Annotated in this window: 22 protein-coding genes and 1 pseudogene; 20 read left to right on the top strand and 3 right to left on the bottom strand. The window is 55.5% G+C overall.

The window, feature by feature from the left end:
* The 13 genes and pseudogenes from HALA3H3_RS26825 to HALA3H3_RS22735 all read left to right on the top strand — a co-directional run.
* Positions 1-108: pseudogene (locus tag HALA3H3_RS26825) on the top strand (electron transfer flavoprotein subunit alpha/FixB family protein); the annotation flags it as partial.
* 202 nt (positions 109-310) lie between these two features.
* Complete coding sequence (locus HALA3H3_RS22790; protein ID WP_022523859.1) at positions 311-922, top strand: superoxide dismutase; 612 nt, start codon at positions 311-313, stop codon at positions 920-922.
* A 263-nt stretch (positions 923-1,185) separates the two neighbouring features.
* A complete protein-coding gene (nrdH, locus tag HALA3H3_RS22785; protein ID WP_008956787.1) occupies positions 1,186-1,407 on the top strand; it encodes a glutaredoxin-like protein NrdH in 222 nt (73 codons plus the stop codon).
* Between the two features lie 9 nt (positions 1,408-1,416).
* A complete protein-coding gene (gene nrdI, locus HALA3H3_RS22780; RefSeq protein ID WP_009286427.1) occupies positions 1,417-1,851 on the top strand; it encodes a class Ib ribonucleoside-diphosphate reductase assembly flavoprotein NrdI in 435 nt (144 codons plus the stop codon).
* Positions 1,833-4,055, top strand: coding sequence for a class 1b ribonucleoside-diphosphate reductase subunit alpha (nrdE, locus tag HALA3H3_RS22775; RefSeq protein WP_022523858.1), 2,223 nt, complete (start codon positions 1,833-1,835; stop codon positions 4,053-4,055). Before nrdI ends, nrdE begins: the two co-directional genes overlap by 19 nt.
* Before the next feature lie 132 nt (positions 4,056-4,187).
* Entirely contained in the window at positions 4,188-5,159 is a 972-nt protein-coding gene (gene nrdF / locus HALA3H3_RS22770; protein WP_009286429.1) for a class 1b ribonucleoside-diphosphate reductase subunit beta, read from the top strand.
* Positions 5,160-5,221: 62 nt separating this feature from the next.
* Entirely contained in the window at positions 5,222-5,623 is a 402-nt protein-coding gene (locus tag HALA3H3_RS22765) for an NUDIX hydrolase (protein WP_022523857.1), read from the top strand.
* Between the two features lie 212 nt (positions 5,624-5,835).
* Positions 5,836-6,618, top strand: a complete 783-nt coding sequence (locus HALA3H3_RS22760; protein ID WP_022523855.1) for a DUF3450 domain-containing protein — start codon at positions 5,836-5,838, stop codon at positions 6,616-6,618.
* Positions 6,615-7,961, top strand: coding sequence for a MotA/TolQ/ExbB proton channel family protein (locus HALA3H3_RS22755; protein ID WP_022523854.1), 1,347 nt, complete (start codon positions 6,615-6,617; stop codon positions 7,959-7,961). Before HALA3H3_RS22760 ends, HALA3H3_RS22755 begins: the two co-directional genes overlap by 4 nt.
* 1 nt (position 7,962) lies before the next feature.
* The gene (locus HALA3H3_RS22750) at positions 7,963-8,505 is read left to right on the top strand and encodes a MotA/TolQ/ExbB proton channel family protein (RefSeq protein ID WP_022523853.1); all 543 of its coding nucleotides are present in this window, start codon (positions 7,963-7,965) and stop codon (positions 8,503-8,505) included.
* Positions 8,498-8,905: an ExbD/TolR family protein gene (locus tag HALA3H3_RS22745; RefSeq protein WP_022523852.1), complete on the top strand. Its 408-nt coding sequence runs from the start codon at positions 8,498-8,500 to the stop codon at positions 8,903-8,905. The genes HALA3H3_RS22750 and HALA3H3_RS22745 overlap by 8 nt, the downstream gene beginning before the upstream one ends.
* Positions 8,902-9,672: an energy transducer TonB gene (locus tag HALA3H3_RS22740; protein WP_022523851.1), complete on the top strand. Its 771-nt coding sequence runs from the start codon at positions 8,902-8,904 to the stop codon at positions 9,670-9,672. Before HALA3H3_RS22745 ends, HALA3H3_RS22740 begins: the two co-directional genes overlap by 4 nt.
* A 4-nt stretch (positions 9,673-9,676) precedes the next feature.
* Positions 9,677-10,741: a tetratricopeptide repeat protein gene (locus HALA3H3_RS22735; protein ID WP_022523850.1), complete on the top strand. Its 1,065-nt coding sequence runs from the start codon at positions 9,677-9,679 to the stop codon at positions 10,739-10,741.
* An 18-nt stretch (positions 10,742-10,759) separates the two neighbouring features.
* On the opposite strand, the gene xthA is transcribed toward HALA3H3_RS22735, so the two are convergent.
* Both xthA and HALA3H3_RS22725 read right to left on the bottom strand, forming a co-directional pair.
* A complete protein-coding gene (xthA, locus tag HALA3H3_RS22730; protein ID WP_022523849.1) occupies positions 10,760-11,587 on the bottom strand; it encodes an exodeoxyribonuclease III in 828 nt (275 codons plus the stop codon).
* A complete protein-coding gene (locus HALA3H3_RS22725; RefSeq protein WP_022523848.1) occupies positions 11,587-11,844 on the bottom strand; it encodes a hypothetical protein in 258 nt (85 codons plus the stop codon). The genes xthA and HALA3H3_RS22725 overlap by 1 nt, the downstream gene beginning before the upstream one ends.
* Before the next feature lie 144 nt (positions 11,845-11,988).
* Between HALA3H3_RS22725 and rhlB the strand changes: the two genes are divergently transcribed.
* Together rhlB and dinG are read left to right on the top strand one after the other, a co-directional pair.
* Positions 11,989-13,263 carry an ATP-dependent RNA helicase RhlB gene (gene rhlB / locus HALA3H3_RS22720; RefSeq protein ID WP_022523847.1) on the top strand — a complete coding sequence of 425 codons (1,275 nt, stop codon included), beginning with the start codon at positions 11,989-11,991 and terminating at the stop codon, positions 13,261-13,263.
* 5 nt (positions 13,264-13,268) lie between these two features.
* The gene (gene dinG, locus HALA3H3_RS22715; protein WP_022523846.1) at positions 13,269-15,398 is read left to right on the top strand and encodes an ATP-dependent DNA helicase DinG; all 2,130 of its coding nucleotides are present in this window, start codon (positions 13,269-13,271) and stop codon (positions 15,396-15,398) included.
* Positions 15,399-15,436: 38 nt separating this feature from the next.
* Here the strand turns inward: dinG and HALA3H3_RS22710 are convergent, their stop codons facing one another.
* A complete protein-coding gene (locus HALA3H3_RS22710; RefSeq protein WP_022523845.1) occupies positions 15,437-16,513 on the bottom strand; it encodes a 3-deoxy-7-phosphoheptulonate synthase in 1,077 nt (358 codons plus the stop codon).
* A 379-nt stretch (positions 16,514-16,892) separates the two neighbouring features.
* Here HALA3H3_RS22710 and rpoE point away from each other — a divergent pair, with 379 nt between their 5' ends.
* The 5 genes from rpoE to HALA3H3_RS22685 all read left to right on the top strand — a co-directional run bounded on the left by rpoE (position 16,893) and on the right by HALA3H3_RS22685 (position 21,582).
* Positions 16,893-17,492, top strand: coding sequence for an RNA polymerase sigma factor RpoE (rpoE, locus tag HALA3H3_RS22705; protein WP_009286436.1), 600 nt, complete (start codon positions 16,893-16,895; stop codon positions 17,490-17,492).
* Between the two features lie 309 nt (positions 17,493-17,801).
* A complete protein-coding gene (locus tag HALA3H3_RS22700) occupies positions 17,802-18,521 on the top strand; it encodes a sigma-E factor negative regulatory protein (protein WP_022523844.1) in 720 nt (239 codons plus the stop codon).
* 54 nt (positions 18,522-18,575) lie between these two features.
* A complete protein-coding gene (locus tag HALA3H3_RS22695) occupies positions 18,576-19,619 on the top strand; it encodes a MucB/RseB C-terminal domain-containing protein (protein WP_022523843.1) in 1,044 nt (347 codons plus the stop codon).
* A gap of 1 nt (position 19,620) precedes the next feature.
* The gene (locus HALA3H3_RS22690; protein WP_022523842.1) at positions 19,621-20,088 is read left to right on the top strand and encodes a SoxR reducing system RseC family protein; all 468 of its coding nucleotides are present in this window, start codon (positions 19,621-19,623) and stop codon (positions 20,086-20,088) included.
* A gap of 81 nt (positions 20,089-20,169) precedes the next feature.
* Positions 20,170-21,582, top strand: a complete 1,413-nt coding sequence (locus HALA3H3_RS22685; protein ID WP_022523841.1) for a DegQ family serine endoprotease — start codon at positions 20,170-20,172, stop codon at positions 21,580-21,582.
* The last annotated feature ends 1 nt before the right edge of the window (position 21,583 follow it).

The following is a 21,583-nucleotide window of genomic DNA, read 5'->3' as shown; positions in this document are numbered from 1 at the left end:
ATCGTCGCGATCAACAAAGACGACGAAGCACCGATTTTCCAGGTGGCGGATTACGGCCTGGTGGGGGATCTATTTGAGATCCTGCCGGAACTTGAGAGCAAGCTGTAAGCAATACCGTGATTCAATAGCGGTGGGCCGACTTCGCCAGAAGTCGGCTTTTTTTTTGGCGGGTGTATTAGGTAAACTGGCAATAGTTGACTAAAGTACTGGGGCAAAAGGTAAGAAAAACCACCCCGGTGGTTGAAAAAGCTGCGGGCTGACCGCACATAGATAAGTGAAAGCAACGAAAGCCACTCAAGGAGATGATGATATGGCACATACACTACCCGAATTGCCGTACGCATATGACGCTCTCGAACCAAACATCGATGCGATGACGATGGAAATTCACCATTCTCGTCACCATCAAACCTACATCAACAACCTGAACGCCACGCTGGAAGGCACAGGTCTCGAAGATGTACCTGTCGAAGAGCTGGTCGCTAATCTGGATCGCGTTCCAGAAGCCAAGCGTCAAGCCGTTATCAATAACGGTGGCGGTCATGCCAACCACTCCATGTTTTGGCAAATGATGTCGCCTAACGGCGGTGGTAATCCCCAGGGTGATGTCGCAAAAGCGATTGACGCTGAGCTGGGTGGCCTGGAAGCCTTTAAAGAAGAATTCAAAAAAGCCGCCCTTGGCCGTTTCGGCAGTGGTTGGGCTTGGCTCTCCATTACTCCTGAAAAGAAATTGGTGGTAGAGAATACCCTGAACCAAGACAGCCCGTTGATGCACGGCAACACGCCGCTGCTCGGTCTGGATGTTTGGGAGCATGCCTACTACCTGAAGTATCAAAACAAGCGTCCTGACTACATTGCTGCGTTCTTTAACGTAGTTAACTGGGAAGACGTTGAGCGTCGTTATCAAGCTGCGATTAGCTAATATTGCTATGAGCCGCTAACTGCGCCGGTTCACGGCGCTGTTAAAAACCGTCCACTTTTTAGTGGGCGGTTTTTTATTGCCTGGGACAGTGTTTTAGGGGCAGGGTTGGGCATTAGCTGTCAATATCCTGTGGATGAAAAATACCACATATGCTTGAATTGATTTTTCATTGGTCTATATATAGTATGCGTCGTATCTTTTAGAGAGGGGAGGCACTAGATGTGCCCTACCCGAAAAATGCCGCTATGAAAAGGAAAATAGCCATGGAAATCCAAATTTATAGCAAGCCCGCTTGTGTTCAATGCACCGCGACTTACCGCGCGCTCGACAAGCAGGGGCTTGATTACACTGTTATCGATATTACCGCCGAATCCGGTGCCCAAGAAGAAGTCGAAGCTCTCGGCTATCGCCAGCTTCCTGTCGTAGTCGTCGGCGAGGATCACTGGTCGGGTTTCCGCCCAGACCGCATTCAAGCGCTGGCTTAAGTCATCCCAATGCTGGCAAGTTGCTCACCTTCACCTATCGCCGGCAGTTTGGTTTACTTCTCTACAAAATCAGGCAATACCCATCGATTTGTAGAAAAACTTGGTTTTGCCGCAAAGCGACTGCCGTTGAATCGAGATGAGCCTGTTCCACGAGTCACCCAGCCGTATATTTTAATTACCCCCACTTATGGTGGGGGAAGCGAGCAGGGTGCGGTGCCCAAGCAGGTGATCCATTTTCTTAACGACACACATAATCGAAGCCTCCTGCGGGGGGTGATTGCAGCGGGAAATACAAATTTTGGCGAAGCGTATGGCCTTGCTGGCCGCATTATTGCGAAAAAATGCCAAGTGCCGCTGCTGTATCGATTCGAATTATTTGGCACCGACGATGACGTGGCCAATGTCCGTCAAGGAGTAGAAGAGTTTTGGAAACGACAAACCTAGCCCTGAAAGACTCAGCGCCGAAAGACTCAGTCTCGAACGACGTATCCACTAAAAACGGTGAGGCCAAGCGGCCAGCGGCGAAGACAGAAGCTCGCACGCTGGACTATCACGCTCTTAACGCCATGCTCAACCTGTACGGTGCCAATGGCGAGCTGCAGTTGGATAAAGATCGCGAAGCGGCACGCCAGTACTTTTTGCAGCACGTTAACCAGAACACGGTGTTTTTCCACTCGTTAGAGGAGAAACTCGATTACCTGGTCGAAGAGCAGTATTACGAAGCCGAGATGCTGGCCCAGTACAGCTTCGCCTTTATCAAGGCGCTGTTCGAGCAGGCCTATGCATATAAGTTTCGCTTCCCTAGCTTTTTGGGCGCCTTTAAGTACTACACCAGCTACACGCTGAAGACGTTCGACGGCAAGCGCTATCTAGAGCGTTACGAAGACCGCGTCTGCATGGTCGCGCTAACCCTGGCGCGGGGCGACGAAACGCTGGCGAAGTCGCTGGTGGATGAAATCATTAGCGGCCGCTTTCAGCCGGCGACCCCCACCTTTTTGAACTGTGGCAAGCAGCAGCGCGGCGAGCTGGTGTCATGCTTCCTACTGCGTATCGAAGACAATATGGAGTCGATTGGCCGTTCGATTAACTCGGCCCTCCAGCTCTCCAAACGCGGCGGCGGCGTGGCGTTTCTGCTCAGTAATATTCGTGAGTCGGGTGCGCCCATCAAGCGTATTGAAAACCAGTCATCGGGCATCATCCCGATTATGAAACTGCTGGAAGACGCCTTCTCCTATGCTAACCAGCTGGGGGCTCGTCAGGGGGCAGGGGCGGTGTATCTTAACGCTCACCACCCGGATATCCTGCGCTTTTTGGATACCAAGCGGGAAAATGCCGACGAGAAAATTCGTATCAAAACGCTCTCCCTGGGCGTGACGATTCCGGATATTACCTTTGAACTTGCCAAGCGCAACGACGACATGTACCTGTTCTCGCCCTACGATGTAGAGCGTGTTTACGGCGTGCCCTTTGGCGACATCAGCGTTACCGAGAAGTACCAAGAGATGGTTGCGGATGCGCGCATTCGTAAGCATAAGATCAATGCACGGGCCTTCTTCCAAACTCTAGCCGAGCTGCAGTTCGAGTCGGGCTACCCGTACATCATGTTCGAAGACACGGTTAATCGCGCCAACCCGATTGCTGGCCGTATCAACATGAGCAACCTTTGCTCGGAAATTCTTCAGGTCAATACGCCTACCGAGTATGACGATGACCTGGGTTATCGCCAAATCGGTCAGGACATCTCCTGTAACCTGGGCTCCATGAACATTGCCAAGGTGATGGACGCAGGCGATATCGGTACCAGTGTGGAAATCGCCATTCGTGGTCTCACCGCCGTATCAGAGATGAGTAACCTGCGCAGCGTGCCCTCTATTGCCGAAGGTAATGCCAAGTCGCGGGCGATTGGCTTGGGCCAGATGAACCTGCACGGCTATCTGGCGCGGGAGCACATTTACTACGGCTCTGACGAAGGTTTGGATTTTACCAACCTCTACTTCTACTGCGTTGCCTTCCATGCGATCCGGGCGTCGAACCGTTTGGCGATTGAGCACAAAGAGTCGTTTGCGGGCTTTGCAGACTCTACCTACGCCTCGGGTACTTTCTTCGATAAGTACACCGACCAGGCGTGGCTGCCGCGCACCGATAAAGTACGCGGGCTTTTTGAGCGCAGCGGTATCGCGCTGCCGACCCAAGACGATTGGCAGGAGCTGAAAGCCTCGGTCATGGCCCACGGTTTGTATAACCGTAACCTGCAGGCGGTACCGCCGACGGGGTCGATCTCCTATATCAATAACTCCACCTCCAGTATTCACCCGGTGGCGGCGAGAATCGAGATTCGTAAAGAGGGCAAGTTGGGGCGTGTTTATTACCCGGCGCCTTTCCTGGATGAAGCTAATTTTGACTACTTCCAGGACGCCTACGAAATCGGCCCGGAAAAGATCATCGATACCTATGCGGAAGCCTCGCAGCACGTCGATCAGGGCTTATCGCTAACGCTGTTCTTCCCGGACACCGCAAGCACGCGCGATATCAATAAGGCGCAGATTTACGCCTGGCGCAAAGGCATCAAAACGCTTTACTACATTCGCCTGCGCCAGAGTGCGTTAGAAGGTACCGAGGTAGAAGGCTGCGTTTCCTGCACGCTGTAATGGTACTGATTTCTGTCGATACGCCTTGTATCTGTTATTGAGCATTCGTTTTTAAAACAAGCTTTTTATAACCAATTTTTATAAATAAGCTTTGCTAGCCCGGCTGTCACAGCCGGGCTTCGAGAGAGTGATATGAATACCATGCAACGTTTATCGCGGGTTGATGCGATTAACTGGAACCGGCTTCAAGACGATAAAGACCTGGAAGTGTGGAACCGCTTGACCAGTAATTTTTGGCTGCCCGAGAAGGTGCCACTGTCGAACGATATTCAGTCGTGGAATACGCTGACCGAGAAAGAAAAGCAGCTGACGATCCGCGTTTTCACGGGCCTGACACTGCTGGACACCATCCAAAGCAGCGTGGGTGCGCCGGTATTAATGGAAGATGCTCGCACTCCCCATGAAGAGGCGGTTTACACCAACATCGCCTTTATGGAATCAGTGCATGCGCGCTCCTACAGCTCGATTTTCTCGACGCTCTGCACCACTCGTGATGTGGACGATGCCTTTCGCTGGAGTGAAGAGAATCCCACGCTGCAGGCGAAATCTGAGCTGATTTTAGAGCGCTACCGCTCGGATGATCCGCTGATGCGCAAAGTCGCCAGCGTGTTCCTGGAGTCATTTCTGTTCTACTCCGGCTTCTACCTGCCGATGTACTGGTCAAGCCATGCCAAGTTGACCAACACCGCCGACCTTATTCGTCTAATCATTCGCGACGAAGCGGTACACGGCTACTACATCGGCTATAAATTCCAGCAGGCAATGGCGGAAGCGACGCCAGCGCGTCAGCAGGAAGTCAAAGATTACGCCTACGAGCTGCTGCTGGAGCTCTACGACAACGAAGTGCGCTACACCGAGTCACTGTATGACGAGGTAGGTCTAAGCGAAGATGTGAAAAAATTCCTTCACTACAACGCCAATAAAGCGCTGATGAATCTTGGCTTTGAGCCCCTATTCCCCAGCAGCGTCACCGATGTGGACCCGACCATCATGGCGGCTCTGTCACCTAACGCCGACGAGAATCACGACTTCTTCTCCGGCTCCGGTTCTTCTTACGTCATCGGCAAAGCCGTCGCCACCGAAGACGACGACTGGGCGTTTTAATAGCCGTATGAGTGGGAGGAGATGAGTTGATGGTATAAATAAATGTGCATAGAGGAGGAGGTATGCCAGACAGTCCCGCTAACGTATTAAAAATTGCTGCAGCAATGGTGAGCGATCCCGATGGTCGTTTGCTATTAGTGCGTAAGCACAATACGTCCTTCTTTATGCAGCCCGGCGGCAAGATCGATGCGGGTGAAACCGCCCCAGAGGCGCTGTGCCGTGAGCTGAAAGAGGAGTTGGGCTTGCAGGTTAATGAAGATCAACTGATTCCGCTAGGCGTGCACAGCGCTCCCGCTGCCAATGAACCGGACATTATGCTTGAAGCGCACCTGTTTAGCCTGGTTATCGACGAGCCTGTGGAGGCGGCGGCTGAAATAGCCGAAGCAAGATGGGTAACCCGTGAAGAGGCTTGGCAACTCCCGCTGGCGCCGCTGACAAAAGAGTACGTAGTGGTTAACTATTAAGCTTAGATATTGTGATAACGGGCGCTGATGGGCGCCTTTTTTTATGCGTGTTAGGTAAGCGAAATCAAATGATCGTTAATGATAAATATTGTCATTTATTCTATTAGTGGTAGGCTATGTCCCGGAAAAGATAAACGCAAATCGTTCTAATACCCAATTAGTTTTTAGTGGCGCGGTGCTCGCCGCCCGCTACTCAGTGACGGAGAGTCGACGTGCTGAACAGGCCTTTCTTTGCCTTGCGTGGATGGTGGCTAGCGGGAGTGCTGGCCAGTGGCACGCTGATGGCAAGTGAACAAGCAGTGGCTCAAGCGGCCGAAAGTGTCGAAGCCCAGCAAACCCAGGCAGCGCTTCAGGAGCAGATTGATGCTGCCGATGAACAGACCCGGGAGCAGTTGGAGGAGTTGCGCCGTTTGGAGCGCGAAACCCGCCAGTTGAAGGCTGATAACGCCTCTCTGTCCGGGCGCTTGGCGGAAGAGGCCGAGCGTCAGCAGCGTTTGGCGACGGCGCTGGATACGCTGGAAGAGACCCGCGCAGCGCTGCCCGTGATCGAACAGAATATGGCCGAGCAACTGAGCGGCTGGATTGAGCGTGACCTGCCGTTTCTACGTGAAGAGCGGTTGGCGCGGGTTGAGCGTCAGCCAGACGAGCAAGGTCAAAACACTATCGAGCGTATTAATGGACTGTTAGAGGCCTGGCGCGTTGAGCTCGATTATGGTCAGGAGATGGACAGCTGGCGGGGGCGTTTAAGTCAGGATGGTCGCGAACGCGAAGTGGATTTCTTGCGCATCGGGCGTATCGGCTTTTATTACCTAACCCCCGATGGCCGTGAGGGGGGTGTTTGGAGTGCTGAGAACGGCGCATGGCAGCCGCTGGATGACGAGTACCTGCGTGAAGTGCGCAGTGGGCTGCGTATGGCGGAAGATCAGCGCGCCCCTGATCTATTAACCTTGCCGCTCTCGATCAGTGCCAATGACCTGCAGGGAGAGCAACCATGAGTCGACTAACACTCCGTCAACTTGGCTATGTCTGTGTTGTATTGGGACTGGTAGCGGTAAGTGGTATATCAATGGCGCAAACCGAAAGCGCTACTTCTCTGCGTGAAGCCCGTGAGGCTGCTGAAGCGCGAGACCAGCAGCGGCTAATGAGCTTTCTGGATGACCAGCAGGCGCTAGAGTCCGCGCTGGAGCAGGCGCGCGCAGAGCACGAAGATGTCCAGCAGCAGCATGAAGCACTACAGGCGCAGCAGGCAGAGCAAACAGATCAAGCCAGCGAGCTGAGCGAGCGCCAGGCAGAGCAGGGCGAAGCGCTCTCGGGTCTGCTGGCCAATCTTGCCCGACATAGCTCAGAGATTCGCAACACGCTTGGCGAACAGAGTCTGCTAACCCTTGAGGAGGGCTCGCTGCCGCCGCGGTTGGATGAAGTGGAAGTGCTTGAGCGCCATCAGCTGGAAAACGTGGTGGATCGCTTGGCAACGCTAACCGCGCGCACCGGCCGTGCCGAACGGCTTTCAATGCCAGTAGCCGATGCTAACGGCGAGGTGGCCGCCCGCGAGTTGGTGCGGTTGGGCGATTTTGCGGCCTTTACCGAGAACGAGCTTTTAGAGCGCGGTGAAAATGACGGCAACCTAGTGGTTCTGCCGCGTACCCCCGATGCCATTGGCGGGGTACTGGCGGATTACTACCAAGGCGAGAGCAGCGTCTTTGCCATTGATCCTACCCAGGGCAGCGTGCTGGAGGCCTTGGCCCAGCAACCCAGTCTATGGGAGCGTTTCCAGCAGGGCGGCTATGTCGGCTACGTTGTCGTGGCGCTGGGTATTCTGGGTATGATCATCGGTCTGGGGCAGTATCTCTATCTAGTGCTGGTTAGCCTGCGCGTAAAGCGTCAGCGGCAATCCCTCGATCAGTTGCGGGACAATAACCCGTTGGGGCGGGTGCTACTGCGCTTTGAAGGCATGGATAAACATCAAACTCCGGAGGCGCTGGAAGCGCGGTTGGATGAAGCGGTGTTGGCCGAGTTGCCCAGGTTGGAACGCAGCCAGCCGATGGTGAAGCTGCTTGCCGCGATAGCACCGTTGCTCGGCCTGCTGGGCACGGTAACCGGCATGATCGTGACTTTCCAGGCGATTACCGTGTTTGGCACCGGCGACCCGCAACTTATGGCGGGCGGCATCAGTCAGGCACTAGTGACCACCGTACTAGGTCTAATTACCGCCGTACCGCTGTTGTTTGTACAGACCGCTTTGGCAGGCCGCAGCCGTTACTTGACCCACGTGATTGAAGGGCAGGCGAGCGCGACACTGGCAGATCATCTGGAATCTCACACGCCCGTGGTGAATTAACATGTCCACTCTTCCTCTCTGGCTCGAACCCGTTGAGCGCTTAGTAGAGGCGGGTGGCGCGGTACTGGTGGTTTTGGCCGTCGTGGCCGTACTGGTGTTTGCCATGGCTATGGAGCGCTGGTGGTACTACCGGATTACTTGGCGTATAGCACGCCGTCAACTGTTACGCCGCTGGGCGGCACGTAGTGACCACTCCAGTTGGAGTGCCCGGACACTGCGTCAGGTGTGGGCCGAGGCGCTGGTCGCCAGGCTGCGCAAACCCTTGCCATGGTTAAAACTGTTAGTCGCGCTATGTCCGTTACTAGGCCTGTTAGGCACCGTGACGGGCATGATTAGCGTGTTCGATAGCCTTTCGCTGAGCGAGACCCATCAAGCCCGCGCTATGGCAGATGGGGTTGCCCGGGCGACGCTGCCGACCTTGACCGGCATGGCCATTGCCGTAGTAGGGCTGCTATTTATTAGTCGTTTAGAGCACGTCATCCGTCGCGAAGACCAGCGGCTGCATGATCGCCTGGCGCGGGCACTGGAGGAGAGTGATGCGTAGACGTCGTTCCATAGATGCGACTGCTGAGAGCAATGAGGTGAATCTTACCCCCATGCTCGACGTGGTATTTATCATGCTGATTTTCTTTATTGTGACTACCAGCTTTGTCAAAGAGAGCGGTGTCGAGATTGAGCGGCCGGAATCCAGCGCCGCCACCCCGCGCCCGGATGCCCAGGTGCTCGTGGCGATTTCCCCCGAGGGTGCAGTCTGGGTAGATGGCAGTCCCGTGGATGCCCATCGGGTCGGCCAGCAGGTAGCCGATATGCTAAGTGATGATGGCTCGGTGGTTATTCAGGCGGATCGCGAATCCACCACGGGCTTGCTGATCGAGGTGATGGATCGCCTACGTGAGGCGGGCGTTGACCAAGTGGCGGTGGCGGCGAGTCGGAGTGGGTCATGATGCGCCACCTGCTGTCATTATTGGGAGGCGTCGTGCTGGCGGTGGGCTTGTTCTGGCTACTTGCCCAGCTAGTGGCTCCCCCAGAGCGGGAGCCCGAAGAGCTGACCATGAGCATGGCGATGACCATGATTGAAGCGCCGGAGGTGGCCCCTAAGCAGGAGGCGCCCACGCCTCAGCCTGTTGAAGCGGCACCCCAGCAAACGCCGCCGCCCATGCCTGCACCCGAGCCGCCTCCGGTAGCGGAAAGCACTATTAGTCTGCCGGAAGTGGAACTGCCAGATGAGCCCGTCGAGCCGGTTGAAATGGACAGCGAACTCCCGGAGCTAACGGAAGTTAAACCGGAACCCCGGCCCGAACCTACTCCTGAGCCGAGACCAGAGCCGACCCCGCAACAGCAACCTGTCGAGGCAGCTCCTAGAGCAGCCCCTGCGTCAGTGGATTCTGCACCCGCCGTGCGCGAAGCTGCCCCGGAAGCTCAGCCAGCGCCCTCTAATGAGCCGGTGAATGTGGGCCAAGTGACACCGACGAACCAAGTTGGTCCAAAGTACCCGCCCCGTGCCCAGCGCCGAGGTATGGAAGGCTTTGTAGAGGTGGCCTTTACGATTCGGCGTGATGGCAGTGTCGACAGCTCTTCTATACGGGTTACCAGCGCGCAGCCGCGTCGGGTGTTTGATGATGCCGCGCGGGAGGCGATTGCCAAGTGGCAATTTGAACCCAGCGATCGGTTACGCAATGCCACCCAGCGGATCGAGTTTGAGTTGAGGTAGCCGTATGAAGCGTCTTTTATGCATTCTATTACTCAGCGTTTGGCCTCTTTCGTCACAGGCCAGCCCTGCGCTACAAGGTGATGTGATTGCTGACCTCAATGCGCTGCAAAGCCAGTTAAAAGAGGGCGCGTTGCCTCAGGTCGTTGAGCGGGCAACGGCCCAGGCTGAGCGGTTGGCATCCGGCAACCAATCGGATCAGTGGGCCAGTGCGCTCTATCAACAGTTAGCGGCAGGTGCCTTGGCGCGTCAGGATCAGCACGCTGCGGCAGCGGATCGGCTGGCGATTGCCCGTGGCTTAAACGGTGTGGATAGTGTCCAAGCAGCCCGTTGGCTACGTGAGGAGGCCTCACTGCGCCGTGCTGCTGGCCAGCGTGATCAGGCCATTGAGCTACTCAGTGAGTGGTTAGCCAATCAGCAAGATAGTGATACTACCTGGCAGCTAACCCGCCTGCTGGCGCAACAGGAGCGTTGGGAAGAAGCCGCTGGCTGGCTTGAGCAAGCACTTAATGAGACGCCAGAGCCCAACGAAGTACAGCAGGCTCTGGCGCTTGCTGTGTATCGCAATGCCGGGCAAGGCGATCAGGCATTGGGCTGGCTGCTAGATGACTTGAATGCGCAAAGCGACCCCGCAGATTGGCGCCAAGCCGCCGGGCTTGCCCAGCAGGCTGGGCAGTCAGGGGTTGCCGCTGGTTTGTGGGAGGCCGGGTGGCAATTAGGTAAGTTGACCGAGCAGGAAGATTTCTGGCTGTTGATTCAACTCCATCTCGCCGGCGGAACCCCCGCTAGAGCGGCAGAACACCTAGAGCGGGCGCTGAATGAGGGCGATATCGTTCGCGATGAGTCCCATCTGCGTTTGCTTGCCAACGCTTGGCGGCAGGCTAAAGACGTTGAGAAGGCCCTGAATGCCTGGCACACCTTAGCGCTGCATACGCAAGCTGCCGCCGACTGGCGAGCCTATGGTCAACTCGCTTACGCCTGGGGTGAGGATGGGCAAGCGAAACAAGCTTTTGCCCGCGCCTCGTCGCTAGGTGACGATGAGGCGGAGCAATGGCTGGCCAGCTTTGACTAGAAAAGACTGCGTAGAAAACTACGCCTTAAGCGTGAGAGCGAAGTCGCTCCAGGTAGGCGCGTGATCAGAGGGGCGTTCCATACCACGCAGGTCATAGTCGATGCCAGCGGCAGTAATCTGATCGGCTAGCGCCTTGGTGACTAGAATATAGTCGATACGCAGGCCGCGCTTGGGCTCCTGATTAAACCCTTTTGAGCGGTAGTCAAACCAGCTAAAACGGTCATCGCTTTGCGGGTAGCAGAGGCGATAGCTGTCGGTAAGCCCCCAGGCTTTAATGCCTTCGAGCCATTCGCGCTCAATGGGTTGAAAGCTGGTTTTGCCTTCACGCAGCCAGCGCTTGCGGTTAGCGTCGCCAATGCCAATGTCCTGATCTTCCGGCGAGATATTAAAGTCGCCCATGATCGCCAGCCGCTCGTCGGGACGGTGCTGTTCGTTGAGCAATCGCGCTAGTTGGCCATAAAAGCGCTCTTTATGGGGGAATTTGGTCGGGTGAGTAACGTTTTCGCCCTGAGGAAAATAGCCGTTCCATACCGTCACGGCTTCTCCGTTCTCTGCGATCAGACGAACGCCGATCATGCGGCGCTGAGCGTCTTCCTCATCATCGGGGAAGCCGTAAAAAATCTCTTCGGGCGCCTGACGGCACATTAAAGCTACGCCGTAATGGCCTTTTTGGCCGTGATAAAAAACGTGGTAGCCCATGGCTTCTACGTCGGCAAGCGGGAACTCGCTGTCCTGTACCTTGGTTTCCTGCAGCCCAATTACGTCCGGCTGCTGAGTGTCGATCAACGCCTGTAACTGGTGAAGTCGTGCTCGAATGCCATTAATGTTGAACGAGACCAAGCGCATTACGAGTCGTCCCCCTTAGGTTTGCTAGCGTCGCTGCTCGATTTGTCAGGGTGTATAGCAATATCCTGCCCGCTCTGCTGGCGAGCGAGTTTTCTCACCGCCTGCAGTTTGCGCTGCTGCTGCTTTTTCGCTACAAAACGGCGCGAAGGGGCCACTTGGTCGGGATTGTCGTGGCGCCATTTTTTATAATCTTTCCGCCGGCCGGTACGGATTGTCACCTTATCGGCCAGTGAACGAGTTTTTTTCTTACGCGTCATGTCGCGCTCCTTACGTCGATTTGACGGCTATTCTAACAGGCCTTGGGACTCCTTCGACAGCAGGACGCGCTCTTATCGCCAAGCCCTGGTACAATGCGCACGTCAAGAAGCCAACTTCCACAGCAATGGACAGATAGACAGCCTATGAGCGAGTCGGAACAGACCACAGCCCCGGCCCAGAATCGCAAGCCAAAACGTCGCCGCCGTAAACCGCGTCGTCGCCAGTCGAACTGGGATCTTCGTCAGTTTCAGGTGCCCGCCGTGGCCGGTAAGTGGCGCTTTCATGACTTTGATCTGCCGCTGCCCTTAATGCGCGCTATTCATGCCCAGGGGTTTGAGTACTGCACACCTATTCAAGCGGAGGCCCTGCGCCAGACGCTATTAGGTGGCGACATTGTCGGCAAAGCGCAAACGGGAACCGGTAAAACCGCAGCCTTTTTGATCTCTGTGATGGCCTACTTCCTGGAAGAGCCAACACCCAATGGTCAAAAGCCGGGGGCTCCGCGTGCCTTAATTATTGCGCCCACCCGCGAGCTGGCGCTGCAGATCGAAAAAGATGCTAAAGCGTTAGCGCGTTTCACGCAGCTCAATGTGGCGAGTGTGGTCGGTGGTATGGACTACCAAAAACAGCGTGACAGCCTGGGCAGCAAGATCGATATCCTGGTGGCAACACCTGGGCGTCTGTTGGATTTCCATCAGAAGCGCGATATCGACCTCAATGAAGTCGAAGTTTTGGTGTTAGATGAAGCCGACCGCATGTTGTCGATGGGCTTTATCCCCGATGTGAAGCGGATTATTCGCTACACGCCGAAAAAAGAGGAGCGCCAGACCTTCCTCTTCTCGGCCACCTTTACCGACGACATCTTGAATCTCGCCAGTCAATGGACGCTTGATCCTGCCCACGTTGAGATCGAAGTCACCGTTGAGAATCAGGCGGATATAGATCAGCGTGTGTATCTGGTGTCTGATGACGACAAGCAGCGCTTGCTGGTTAATTTGCTTCAGCAAGAGAGCTTTGAGCGTGTGATGGTCTTTGGTAACCGTCGCGATTTAGTTCGCAAGCTTGACGATCTGCTCAAAAAAGCCGGTGTCAGTGCGGCGATGCTGTCGGGCGATGTGCCTCAGAATCAGCGTATTAAAACCCTGGAAAGCTTCCGCGAAGGCGAGATTCAGGTATTGGTCGCCACCGACGTGGCTGGCCGTGGGATCCACATTGAAGACGTTAGTCACGTCATCAACTACACCCTGCCGGAAGATCCGGAAGACTACGTACACCGTATCGGTCGTACCGGTCGCGCTGGTGCTAAGGGTGTGTCGATTAGCTTCGTCGGCGAAGAGGATGCCTTCTCGCTGCCGGAGATCGAACGCTATATCAACGACAAGCTGCCCTGCGTGCATCCGCCGGAAGGTATGCTCTAAGCCGCATGCTCGATACAGCCCTCAAAAGTGAGATTCAAGACGCTTACCGTCGCGTGGTGGACACCCTTGAGCTGACCCCACGCTACGGTCAGCGCATGATGATCGCCGAAATCGCCCGGACGCTGGGTAATATAGAGAGCGACGACGAGGGTAAGCGCACCAGCGATACCCATGTCTGTGTGCTTGAAGCGGGTACTGGTACCGGCAAAACACTGGCCTATCTGATCGCCGCCTTGCCGATCGCGAAAGCGCGGGGCAAGCGGCTGATTATTTCCACGGCCACGGTTGCTCTTCAGGAGCAGGTGCTGAATCAGGATCTACCCTCGCTGGCCAGTCATAGCGGCATTGCGTTTCGCTACGCATTAGCCAAAGGGCGTGGCCGCTATGTGTGCGTGGCACGTCTGGATCAGGCGCTCGAAGGTACTGAACCCAACCCGACGCTATCGCTGTTTGAGCAGTCGCTGCAAACACAAAGTAGCGACTTCACCGTGATTGCCAGTGATATGGCGCAAGCTTACGGTCAGGGCGAATGGGAAGGGGATCGTGATAATTGGCCTGAGGCGATTGAGGATGCCCACTGGCGGCGGCTGACGGTTGACCATCGCCAGTGCACGGGGAGGCGCTGTGGGCACTTCGGTGCCTGCGCGTTTTTCCGTTCCCGCCGAGAGCTTGAGAATGCTGACGTTATCGTCGCCAACCACGACCTTGTGCTGGCTGACTTGGCCTTGGGCGGCGGCGCTATTCTGCCCGACCCAGCGGACTGCATCTTTGTCTTCGACGAAGGCCACCACCTGCCCGAGAAGGCGCTTTCCCACTTTGCCCACCGCTTTGCGGTACACGGCTGCTTGCGTTGGCTGAAAACGCTGAGAAGCAGTTTGACCGACCTTCACCAGGCGTTGGCTATTCAGCCAACGGTGTCGCGGCTTTTGGTTAGCTTGCCAGAGCTGATTCATAACCTGGAGCCCGCACTGGGCGACGTGTTTAGTATGGGGCATCAGTTGGCGGAGCGGCCAAACGGTTTGGCTGACGAAGAGGCCACCCATCAATCGCGTTTTGAGAAGGGCCAAGTGCCCGATGCCCTGCGGGAACAGGCGCAGCAGCTATTGGTGATGTTTGCTTCACTGTCGCGCTGCCTCGAGAGTATCAGCGATATTCTGCGCGAAAGCCTTGATCCCGATAAACAGACCGGCCTCGATCGTGAGCAGGCAGAAACCTGGCTGCCGCTCGTTGCGTTGCTTCATGGGCGGGCGTTAGAGGCGCATGCATTGTGGCAGGCATTCAGTGAGCAGGATGTTGCTAATGAGGCGCCCAGCGCTCGCTGGATTACCCTAAGCCGTGTAGCGGGGGAGCCGGAAGTTGAGTTTTCGGCTAGCCCCGTTTCAGCCGCACATACCCTGGCCAAGCATTTATGGGGGCGTTGCCATGGGGCGGTGGTCACCTCGGCAACGTTGACTGCGCTGGGGCGCTTTGAACGCCTGCAAGAGCGTGCAGGCTTGGCGAATCGCTACCGCTATCAGGCGCTGCCGAGCCCCTTTGATTACGCCAATGCCGTGCTGCGCGTGCCTAAAGAGGCCACTGACCCTGGCGACAGGGAGGCCCATGAACGGGCGATTGTGACGTTTGTCTCGCAGTTGGCCGACCAAGAGGCGGCGCTGGTGCTGTTCTCTTCCCGCGCCCAGCTGCGTGCGGTGGATAAAGCGTTGCCAGCGAGTGTGAAGGAGCGCGTGCTCGCTCAGGATGCGCTGCCTAAGCGAGAGCTTATCGAGCGCCATCGGGCAGCGGTGGATAGGGGCGAGGGCAGTATCATCTTTGGCTTGGCGAGCTTTGCTGAGGGTATCGATCTTCCCGGCGACTATTTGACGCACGTGGTGATTACGCGGTTACCCTTTGCGGTACCCGACGACCCAGTGGGTGCTACGTTAGCGGAGTGGATAGAAAGCCAGGGCGGTAATGCGTTTATGCGCATTAGCGTGCCCGATGCGTCTATTAAGCTGGTGCAAGCCTGTGGGCGCTTGATTCGCAAAGAGAGCGATCGTGGGACGATCACCTTGCTGGATAAGCGGGTGATTACCCGCCGCTACGGACAAGCACTGCTGGATGCACTGCCGCCATTTCGGCGTGAGATTAGTCGCTAGAACGTCATGAAAAACCCCGCCGTAGCGGGGTTGTTGACTTACTTGACGATGCGCTTGGCCAGTGTGGCGGCAAGTTTATCGTTCATGCGGCTGAAGGTCTCCACCGTGGTATCCCAGTCGATGCAGGCATCGGTAATGGAGACACCATACTGCAGTTGGCTAAGGTCTTGGGTAAGTTTTTGATTACCCCAGCCAATGTTGGATTCAACCATCAGGCCGATAATGGAAGTGTTGCCTTCCAAAATCTGGTTGGTGACGTTTTCCAGCACCAATGGCTGTAGCGCAGCGTCTTTGTTGGAGTTGGCGTGGGAGCAGTCGATCATTATGTTGGGTGAGAGCTTGGCTTTTTCGAGCTCTTTCTCCGCCAGGGCAACGCTTACACTGTCGTAGTTGGGCTTGCCGTTGCCACCGCGTAGAACGACGTGGCCGTAGGCGTTGCCGCGGGTGCGAATAATGGCTACCTGGCCCGCTTGGTTAATGCCCAGGAAATTGTGCGGGCTGGCCACGGACTGAAGCGCGTTAATCGCCACGTCCAGGCTGCCGTCGGTACCGTTTTTAAAGCCGACCGGGCAGGAAAGGCCGGAAGCCATTTCCCGGTGGGTCTGGGACTCGGTGGTACGGGCGCCAATCGCTGACCAGCTGATGCAGTCCTGCAGGTATTGGGGAGAAATGGGATCCAGTGCTTCTGTGGCTAGCGGTAAGCCCATTTCGGCCAGATCGACCAGCAATTTACGGGCGATATGCAGACCCTCATCGATCTCAAAGGAGTCGTTGAGGTGCGGGTCGTTGATCAGGCCTTTCCAGCCGACCGTTGTGCGCGGTTTTTCAAAATAGACACGCATCACGATATACAGGCTATCGCTGACCTGGTCAGCCAGCTCACGAAGGCGGCGGGCATAGTCGAGGGCGGCTTCCACATCGTGGATTGAGCATGGACCGACCACTACCAACAGTCGCGGGTCATTGCCATCCAGGATGTTCTGAATGGTTTGGCGACCTTCGATCACGGTGCGCTCTGCCGCCTCCGTTAACGGCACGGCATTCTTGAGCGCTTCTGGCGTGGTGAGAACGTCTTGAGCGAGGACGTTAAGGTTATTAACCTGCTGTTCTGGCATCTTGCTACCTGTGCTTTGCGTAATGACTGAAAAAGTAAGGGGGCGATAAAAGTGGCACATACTATCGCTCGCCGGGCAGGTAAAAATCAATTGCTGCGGAACTATAGCGGCATTAAAAGTGTCAGCCGCACGGTTTTTGCGAAAGGCGGTAAGCGCTTGATGCGTTGCGCGGAACGCGCAACACTGGGAGCCCTGTCGTTAAAATTTAGTACCGTTATAATAATGCAGCAATTTACTCGGGCGACGTATTCGCTCTTTTATTCACTCTATTATTAATCAATGCCCAAGGGACGCTATGCTGCTTGCTGTGAACGCCCATTTGTCAGGGCTAATAGGAATTGGGCTCGGCGCATGCCGTACGAGCTGGAGGAGCGTGTGAATGGGCACTCGGGAAACAGACCAACAGCTTGTTGAACGTGCCCAAAAAGGTGATACGCGCGCTTTCGATCTGCTGGTGAAGAAGTACCAGCACAAAATTATCGGCCTGATTGGTCGTTATGTTCATGATCACTCTGAAGTTCAGGATGTAGCCCAGGAGGCATTTATTAAGGCGTATCGCGCCTTGGGTAAATTTCGCTCAGAAAGTGCGTTTTACACCTGGATGTATCGCATCGCGATTAACACGGCGAAAAACTATCTGGTCTCGCGGGGAAGGCGCCCGCCGGGAAGTGATATGGATATTGTCGACGCTGAAATCATTGATCAAAGCGGTCGACTGGCAGATTCCGAGTCACCGGAAGCGGCGATTGCCAGAGATCAGCTCGAAGCCGCGGTTTATCAGGCAATCGAAAATTTGCCGGATGATCTGCGCACGGCGATCACCCTGCGTGAACTGGATGGTCTTGCTTATGAAGATATTGCTCAGGTCATGCAGTGCCCTGTGGGAACCGTGCGTTCACGAATTTTCCGCGCCCGCGAGGCGGTTGATGAACATATCCGCCCATTAGTATCGACCGCGCGGAACAGTCGCGAAGGGTAGTGGTCGTAGTGGGGGGAGGCGATATGAGCGTTATAGGATGTCAGCCTTAAAAATAAAGGTTTTATTTTTTGTGAACTGTCTGGCATGTAAGGCGTCATAAAGCCTGACTATCTTGATGAGCACGCTGGTGTGTCAATCGCTGATATATCAATGTGCAAAGTGTCATGAGCTTAGCGTCGCAGGCTAATGAGTTTTGCTCATTTAATTAGCCTGAACTGAGTCTTGGCCTTGGAAGTCGTCGGAGTGGTGGTGCGTATAACGCAAGCCATCACCCCAGTACTTCTTTTAAACAGTGTGAGGGTGTGAAGTATGAGTCAAAACACACGGGAATCACTTTCGGTGTTAATGGATGGCGAGAGTGATGAGCTTGAGCTTCGCCGAGTGTTGAAGGCACTGCCTAATGATGACGATGCCGCAGATACATGGCGCCGATATCACCTTGCCCGCAGCATGATGCAGCGGGAGCAGGGCGTTGATGTAAGCGTTGATCTCTCCGCTGGCATTATGGCCAGACTGCGCGAAGAGCCTGCTCCAATGACACAAGGTGCCGAGCCTGTAGCTCACCGTACGGGTGGTATTTCGTTCGCCCGCGGCGCTGGCGTTGCTGCTGCAGTGTCACTGATGGTGATCACCGGCGTTCAGTTCTTTGGCAACGACTCACCCGTTGGCCAGGGCAGTGGTGACATGGCAACGACCGCACCTGGCGCTAATCAGGTACAGCCCGTCAATTTGGCCTCTCAGTCGGCAGTAGCCTCACGTGCTGATATGCCCATGTTTGAGCCTACGCCGTTTCGGCTTAGCGGTCAGTCGGGTCAGGGCGGTCTGATGAATATTAGTGAAACTGGGTTTTCAGCGCAGACGCCTCAGGGAGTGACTGCTTCCCAGGGAACCAATATTGATGTAGATCAGATTGGCTTGCTGCAATCTTATTTAGAGCAGCATACTCAGAGCGCTGCTTACGGCAGTGGTGATAGTTGGATGCCATTAATGCGTTCATCTGCAGTGACTGAACCATTAGGTCAGCGCTAAGCTGAATGACGTTCTTTTTGACGAAGCCTGTTAAGTGAGTAGGGAGTGCGCGGGATGGGAGTGCGCAACATGATCGTGCCCTGGCGATTAAAGCGTGCCTGGGTACTGGCAGCAGTAGTTGGTACGCTCTCTTTTCAAGTGCATGCAGAAAACGCCAATAGCTCGTCCGACGTTAGCCAACCGGTTCGTCATGCTGGCTACGAGTGCGCGGCGGAATCCGAAGAGCAGCCCAGTAATGCCACGCAGTGGCTTGAGCGTGGTTTGTGGGCTAGCCACTGTTATGCCTTCCAAGCCAGGGCGGTGGCGATTGATGCTATTGATGTTCGCACGCTGGCGCTGTCGCATCGCATCCAGAATGGCATTCGGCAGCAGGTGGTTCAGTACCTAGACGGTCCTTCCGTGAGTATTGAGCGGCGCTCGCCGGTGGGTCGACTGGCTTGGACTGAAGAGCATAGTAATGGGGAGATGCCTACTCCTGCAGGGTGGGCGGCTCATCTTGAGAAATATTACGCTATTGAGCTTGAGGATGATGCTCGGGTAGCCGGTCGCGATGCCGTTAAACTTATTTTCGAGCCTCGGGATCAATGGCGTTTTTCCCATCAGTGGTGGTTAGATCGAGATACCGGCCTACTCCTTAAGCATGTACTCAGTGATCAGCAAGGCAGGATCATTGAAACCTTCCAAATTACCCAGCTCCAATCGCCCCAAAAATATACCGGCCGCGTACGAGTGGGCTCGCCCACCGTTATCCTCAACACGCCTTGGCATACCACTTGGTTACCCGACGGCTTTGTTGCGCAACCGGTTACTTTTGCCGGCGACGATGTGCATCAGCGTGTTTACAGTGATGGTTTGGCCACCGTGAGTATCTTTGTAGAGCCTCTTGCATCTGAAGCAACCATTGCCTTGCAGGAAGGTGTGCAGCAGTTGGGTGTCTCGGCCGTCGCCATTGAGCACACCATCACCGCTGAAGGGCGCTGGCAGTTGGTGGCCATTGGTGAGCTGCCCGTAGCAACGCTGCAGCGTATTGTTCGCTCAATCACTTTCGACCTGCTAGAAGACCAATCTCAAGAAAGCGTCGATGAGGTGAGTAGATAAAATGACGACCTCCGCGCCCTGTGGCTCTTTACTTGGCACTTCTCTGCTTCGTACTGGCACGGTTGTCGATTACACCTCCCAGGGAGTAATCGTTGAAATTGCCGCCCAGCAGAACTGCGAGCAGTGTGCTCAAGGGAGAGGGTGCGGGGTCGGATTGCTGGCGCGCCAGCGCAGCCAACGCATTGCCGTAGCGGTTCCCTCCAAAACAGATAACGCCGAGCGCAACTATCCGTTAGGAAGCCAAGTCATTATCAGCCTGCCGCGTGCCTCTGTCACGTTGCTGGCTTTTTGTGTTTATGGGCTGCCGCTACTGCTTGCGCTGTTGCTATCCGGGCTGGTCGCGCTCGTTAGTACTACGATTTGGCTGGCGCCCCTGGGCTTTTTTATTGCTTTGATGGCCGGTGCGCTAAGTATTAAATGTCTAATGCGCGGGCGTGGGGAACGCTTTCGCCCACGCTTGGTCAATTAGTTTGTTAATGAGTTCTCCGGTGTCTCGCCGTGAGTTGTTTATATACCTTCGCTTACTATCACATTAAGTAGGAGCTCTTGCATGAAGCGCTTGATTCTCCCTTCCACGCTTTGGGTTTGTGTGGTGGCATTGCTGACGTTTGGCCAAGCCGCCAGCGCTCAGAATTTGCCTGATTTCACCGCATTAGTTGAAGACGCTGCCCCTGGGGTGGTGAACATCTCAACCAGTCGAACGGTTCAGCGCAGCAGCGCGCCCGGTTTTGGCGGGTTCGGTGGTCAGGAAATCCCCGAGATTTTCCGCCATTTCTTTGGGGATAGCTTTCCAGCGCCCCCCAGTAATGGTCAGGGACGCACAGAAGAGCGACAGTCTCTAGGCTCGGGGTTCGTCATCAGTGAAGATGGTTATGTAATGACCAACGCGCACGTGGTGCAAGATGCCGATGAGATCCTTGTGCGGCTCAATGATCGCCGCGAATTGAGAGCAGAAGTGGTTGGTAGCGACCCACAAACCGACGTGGCAGTACTCAAAATTGATGCCAATGATCTGCCTACGCTCAATCTAGGTGACTCTGACGAGCTAAAAGTAGGTGAGTGGGTTGCCGCGATTGGCTCTCCTTTCGGTTTCGACCACTCGGTCACTGCGGGTATCGTCAGTGCGATTAATCGCACCTTGCCGCGGGATGCATATGTGCCCTTTATTCAAACCGATGTGGCAATCAATCCCGGCAACTCCGGTGGCCCGCTGTTCAACTTAGACGGCGAAGTTGTGGGAATCAACTCGCAAATATTTACCCGTAGCGGCGGCTTTATGGGCGTCTCGTTTGCCATTCCCATTAACGTTGCCATGGATGTGGCCGAGCAACTGCGTGAAGGCGGTCGGGTAGACCGTGGTTGGTTGGGCGTCATGATTCAGCCTGTGTCTGATGATCTGGCCGAGTCGTTCGGTATGGAGAATGCGATTGGCGCCTTGATTGCCGATCTTGATCCAGAAGGCCCAGCGGCCCAGGGTGGACTCCAGGCGGGCGATGTCATTCTTGAGGTCAATGGTGAAGAGGTTGAGCGCTCAAGCTCGCTGCCGCGACTGATCGGTAAAGGCGCGCCAGGCACCGAGGTGGAGCTCACCTTGATGCGTGACGGTGAAGAACTGACCGAGTCTGTCGAGTTAGGTAGTTGGCCAGACACTGAGCAGCAGTCGGCACAGGCAGGCAGCAATAACCAAGCGCGTCTTGGCGTAATGGTCGCTGAAATTGATGACACCATGCGCGAGCAACTGAATGTTCCCGGCGGTGTGATCGTTCGTCAGGTTGAGTCTGGCAGCGTGGCTGCTGAGGCCGGCATTCGCCCAGGCGATGTGTTAGTGAGTATTGATCACCGCAGCGTTTCCTCCTCAGCTGAGCTGGTAGAGATTGTCGAGGCGTTGCCGACTGATCGCGCTATTCCAGTTCGTCTGTTCCGCGACGGACGTTCCCTGTTTGTAGCGCTGCGTCTGGAATAAC

The sequence above is a fragment of the Halomonas sp. A3H3 genome (genome assembly GCF_000982975.1).
Taxonomy (GTDB): Bacteria; Pseudomonadota; Gammaproteobacteria; order Pseudomonadales; family Halomonadaceae; genus Vreelandella; species Vreelandella titanicae.
The sequence above is the reverse complement of the archived record's forward strand: the minus strand, read 5'-3'. Positions and strand labels throughout refer to the sequence as shown.

What these genes read in the sequence shown, in the direction of transcription:
- HALA3H3_RS22695 (WP_022523843.1), top strand. Translation starts at nt 18,576, where the DNA reads ATGGGAGTGCGCAACATGATCGTGCCCTGGCGATTAAAGCGTGCCTGG.
- HALA3H3_RS22750 (WP_022523853.1), top strand. Translation starts at nt 7,963, where the DNA reads ATGTCCACTCTTCCTCTCTGGCTCGAACCCGTTGAGCGCTTAGTAGAG.
- HALA3H3_RS22735 (WP_022523850.1), top strand. Translation starts at nt 9,677, where the DNA reads ATGAAGCGTCTTTTATGCATTCTATTACTCAGCGTTTGGCCTCTTTCG.
- HALA3H3_RS22745 (WP_022523852.1), top strand. Translation starts at nt 8,498, where the DNA reads ATGCGTAGACGTCGTTCCATAGATGCGACTGCTGAGAGCAATGAGGTG.
- HALA3H3_RS22685 (WP_022523841.1), top strand. Translation starts at nt 20,170, where the DNA reads ATGAAGCGCTTGATTCTCCCTTCCACGCTTTGGGTTTGTGTGGTGGCA.
- HALA3H3_RS22765 (WP_022523857.1), top strand. Translation starts at nt 5,222, where the DNA reads ATGCCAGACAGTCCCGCTAACGTATTAAAAATTGCTGCAGCAATGGTG.
- HALA3H3_RS22790 (WP_022523859.1), top strand. Translation starts at nt 311, where the DNA reads ATGGCACATACACTACCCGAATTGCCGTACGCATATGACGCTCTCGAA.
- rpoE (WP_009286436.1), top strand. Translation starts at nt 16,893, where the DNA reads ATGGGCACTCGGGAAACAGACCAACAGCTTGTTGAACGTGCCCAAAAA.
- rhlB (WP_022523847.1), top strand. Translation starts at nt 11,989, where the DNA reads ATGAGCGAGTCGGAACAGACCACAGCCCCGGCCCAGAATCGCAAGCCA.
- HALA3H3_RS22740 (WP_022523851.1), top strand. Translation starts at nt 8,902, where the DNA reads ATGATGCGCCACCTGCTGTCATTATTGGGAGGCGTCGTGCTGGCGGTG.
- nrdF (WP_009286429.1), top strand. Translation starts at nt 4,188, where the DNA reads ATGAATACCATGCAACGTTTATCGCGGGTTGATGCGATTAACTGGAAC.
- HALA3H3_RS22690 (WP_022523842.1), top strand. Translation starts at nt 19,621, where the DNA reads ATGACGACCTCCGCGCCCTGTGGCTCTTTACTTGGCACTTCTCTGCTT.
- HALA3H3_RS22710 (WP_022523845.1), bottom strand. Translation starts at nt 16,513, where the DNA reads ATGCCAGAACAGCAGGTTAATAACCTTAACGTCCTCGCTCAAGACGTT.
- HALA3H3_RS22725 (WP_022523848.1), bottom strand. Translation starts at nt 11,844, where the DNA reads ATGACGCGTAAGAAAAAAACTCGTTCACTGGCCGATAAGGTGACAATC.
- HALA3H3_RS22755 (WP_022523854.1), top strand. Translation starts at nt 6,615, where the DNA reads ATGAGTCGACTAACACTCCGTCAACTTGGCTATGTCTGTGTTGTATTG.
- xthA (WP_022523849.1), bottom strand. Translation starts at nt 11,587, where the DNA reads ATGCGCTTGGTCTCGTTCAACATTAATGGCATTCGAGCACGACTTCAC.
- nrdI (WP_009286427.1), top strand. Translation starts at nt 1,417, where the DNA reads ATGCTGGCAAGTTGCTCACCTTCACCTATCGCCGGCAGTTTGGTTTAC.
- nrdH (WP_008956787.1), top strand. Translation starts at nt 1,186, where the DNA reads ATGGAAATCCAAATTTATAGCAAGCCCGCTTGTGTTCAATGCACCGCG.
- dinG (WP_022523846.1), top strand. Translation starts at nt 13,269, where the DNA reads ATGCTCGATACAGCCCTCAAAAGTGAGATTCAAGACGCTTACCGTCGC.
- HALA3H3_RS22700 (WP_022523844.1), top strand. Translation starts at nt 17,802, where the DNA reads ATGAGTCAAAACACACGGGAATCACTTTCGGTGTTAATGGATGGCGAG.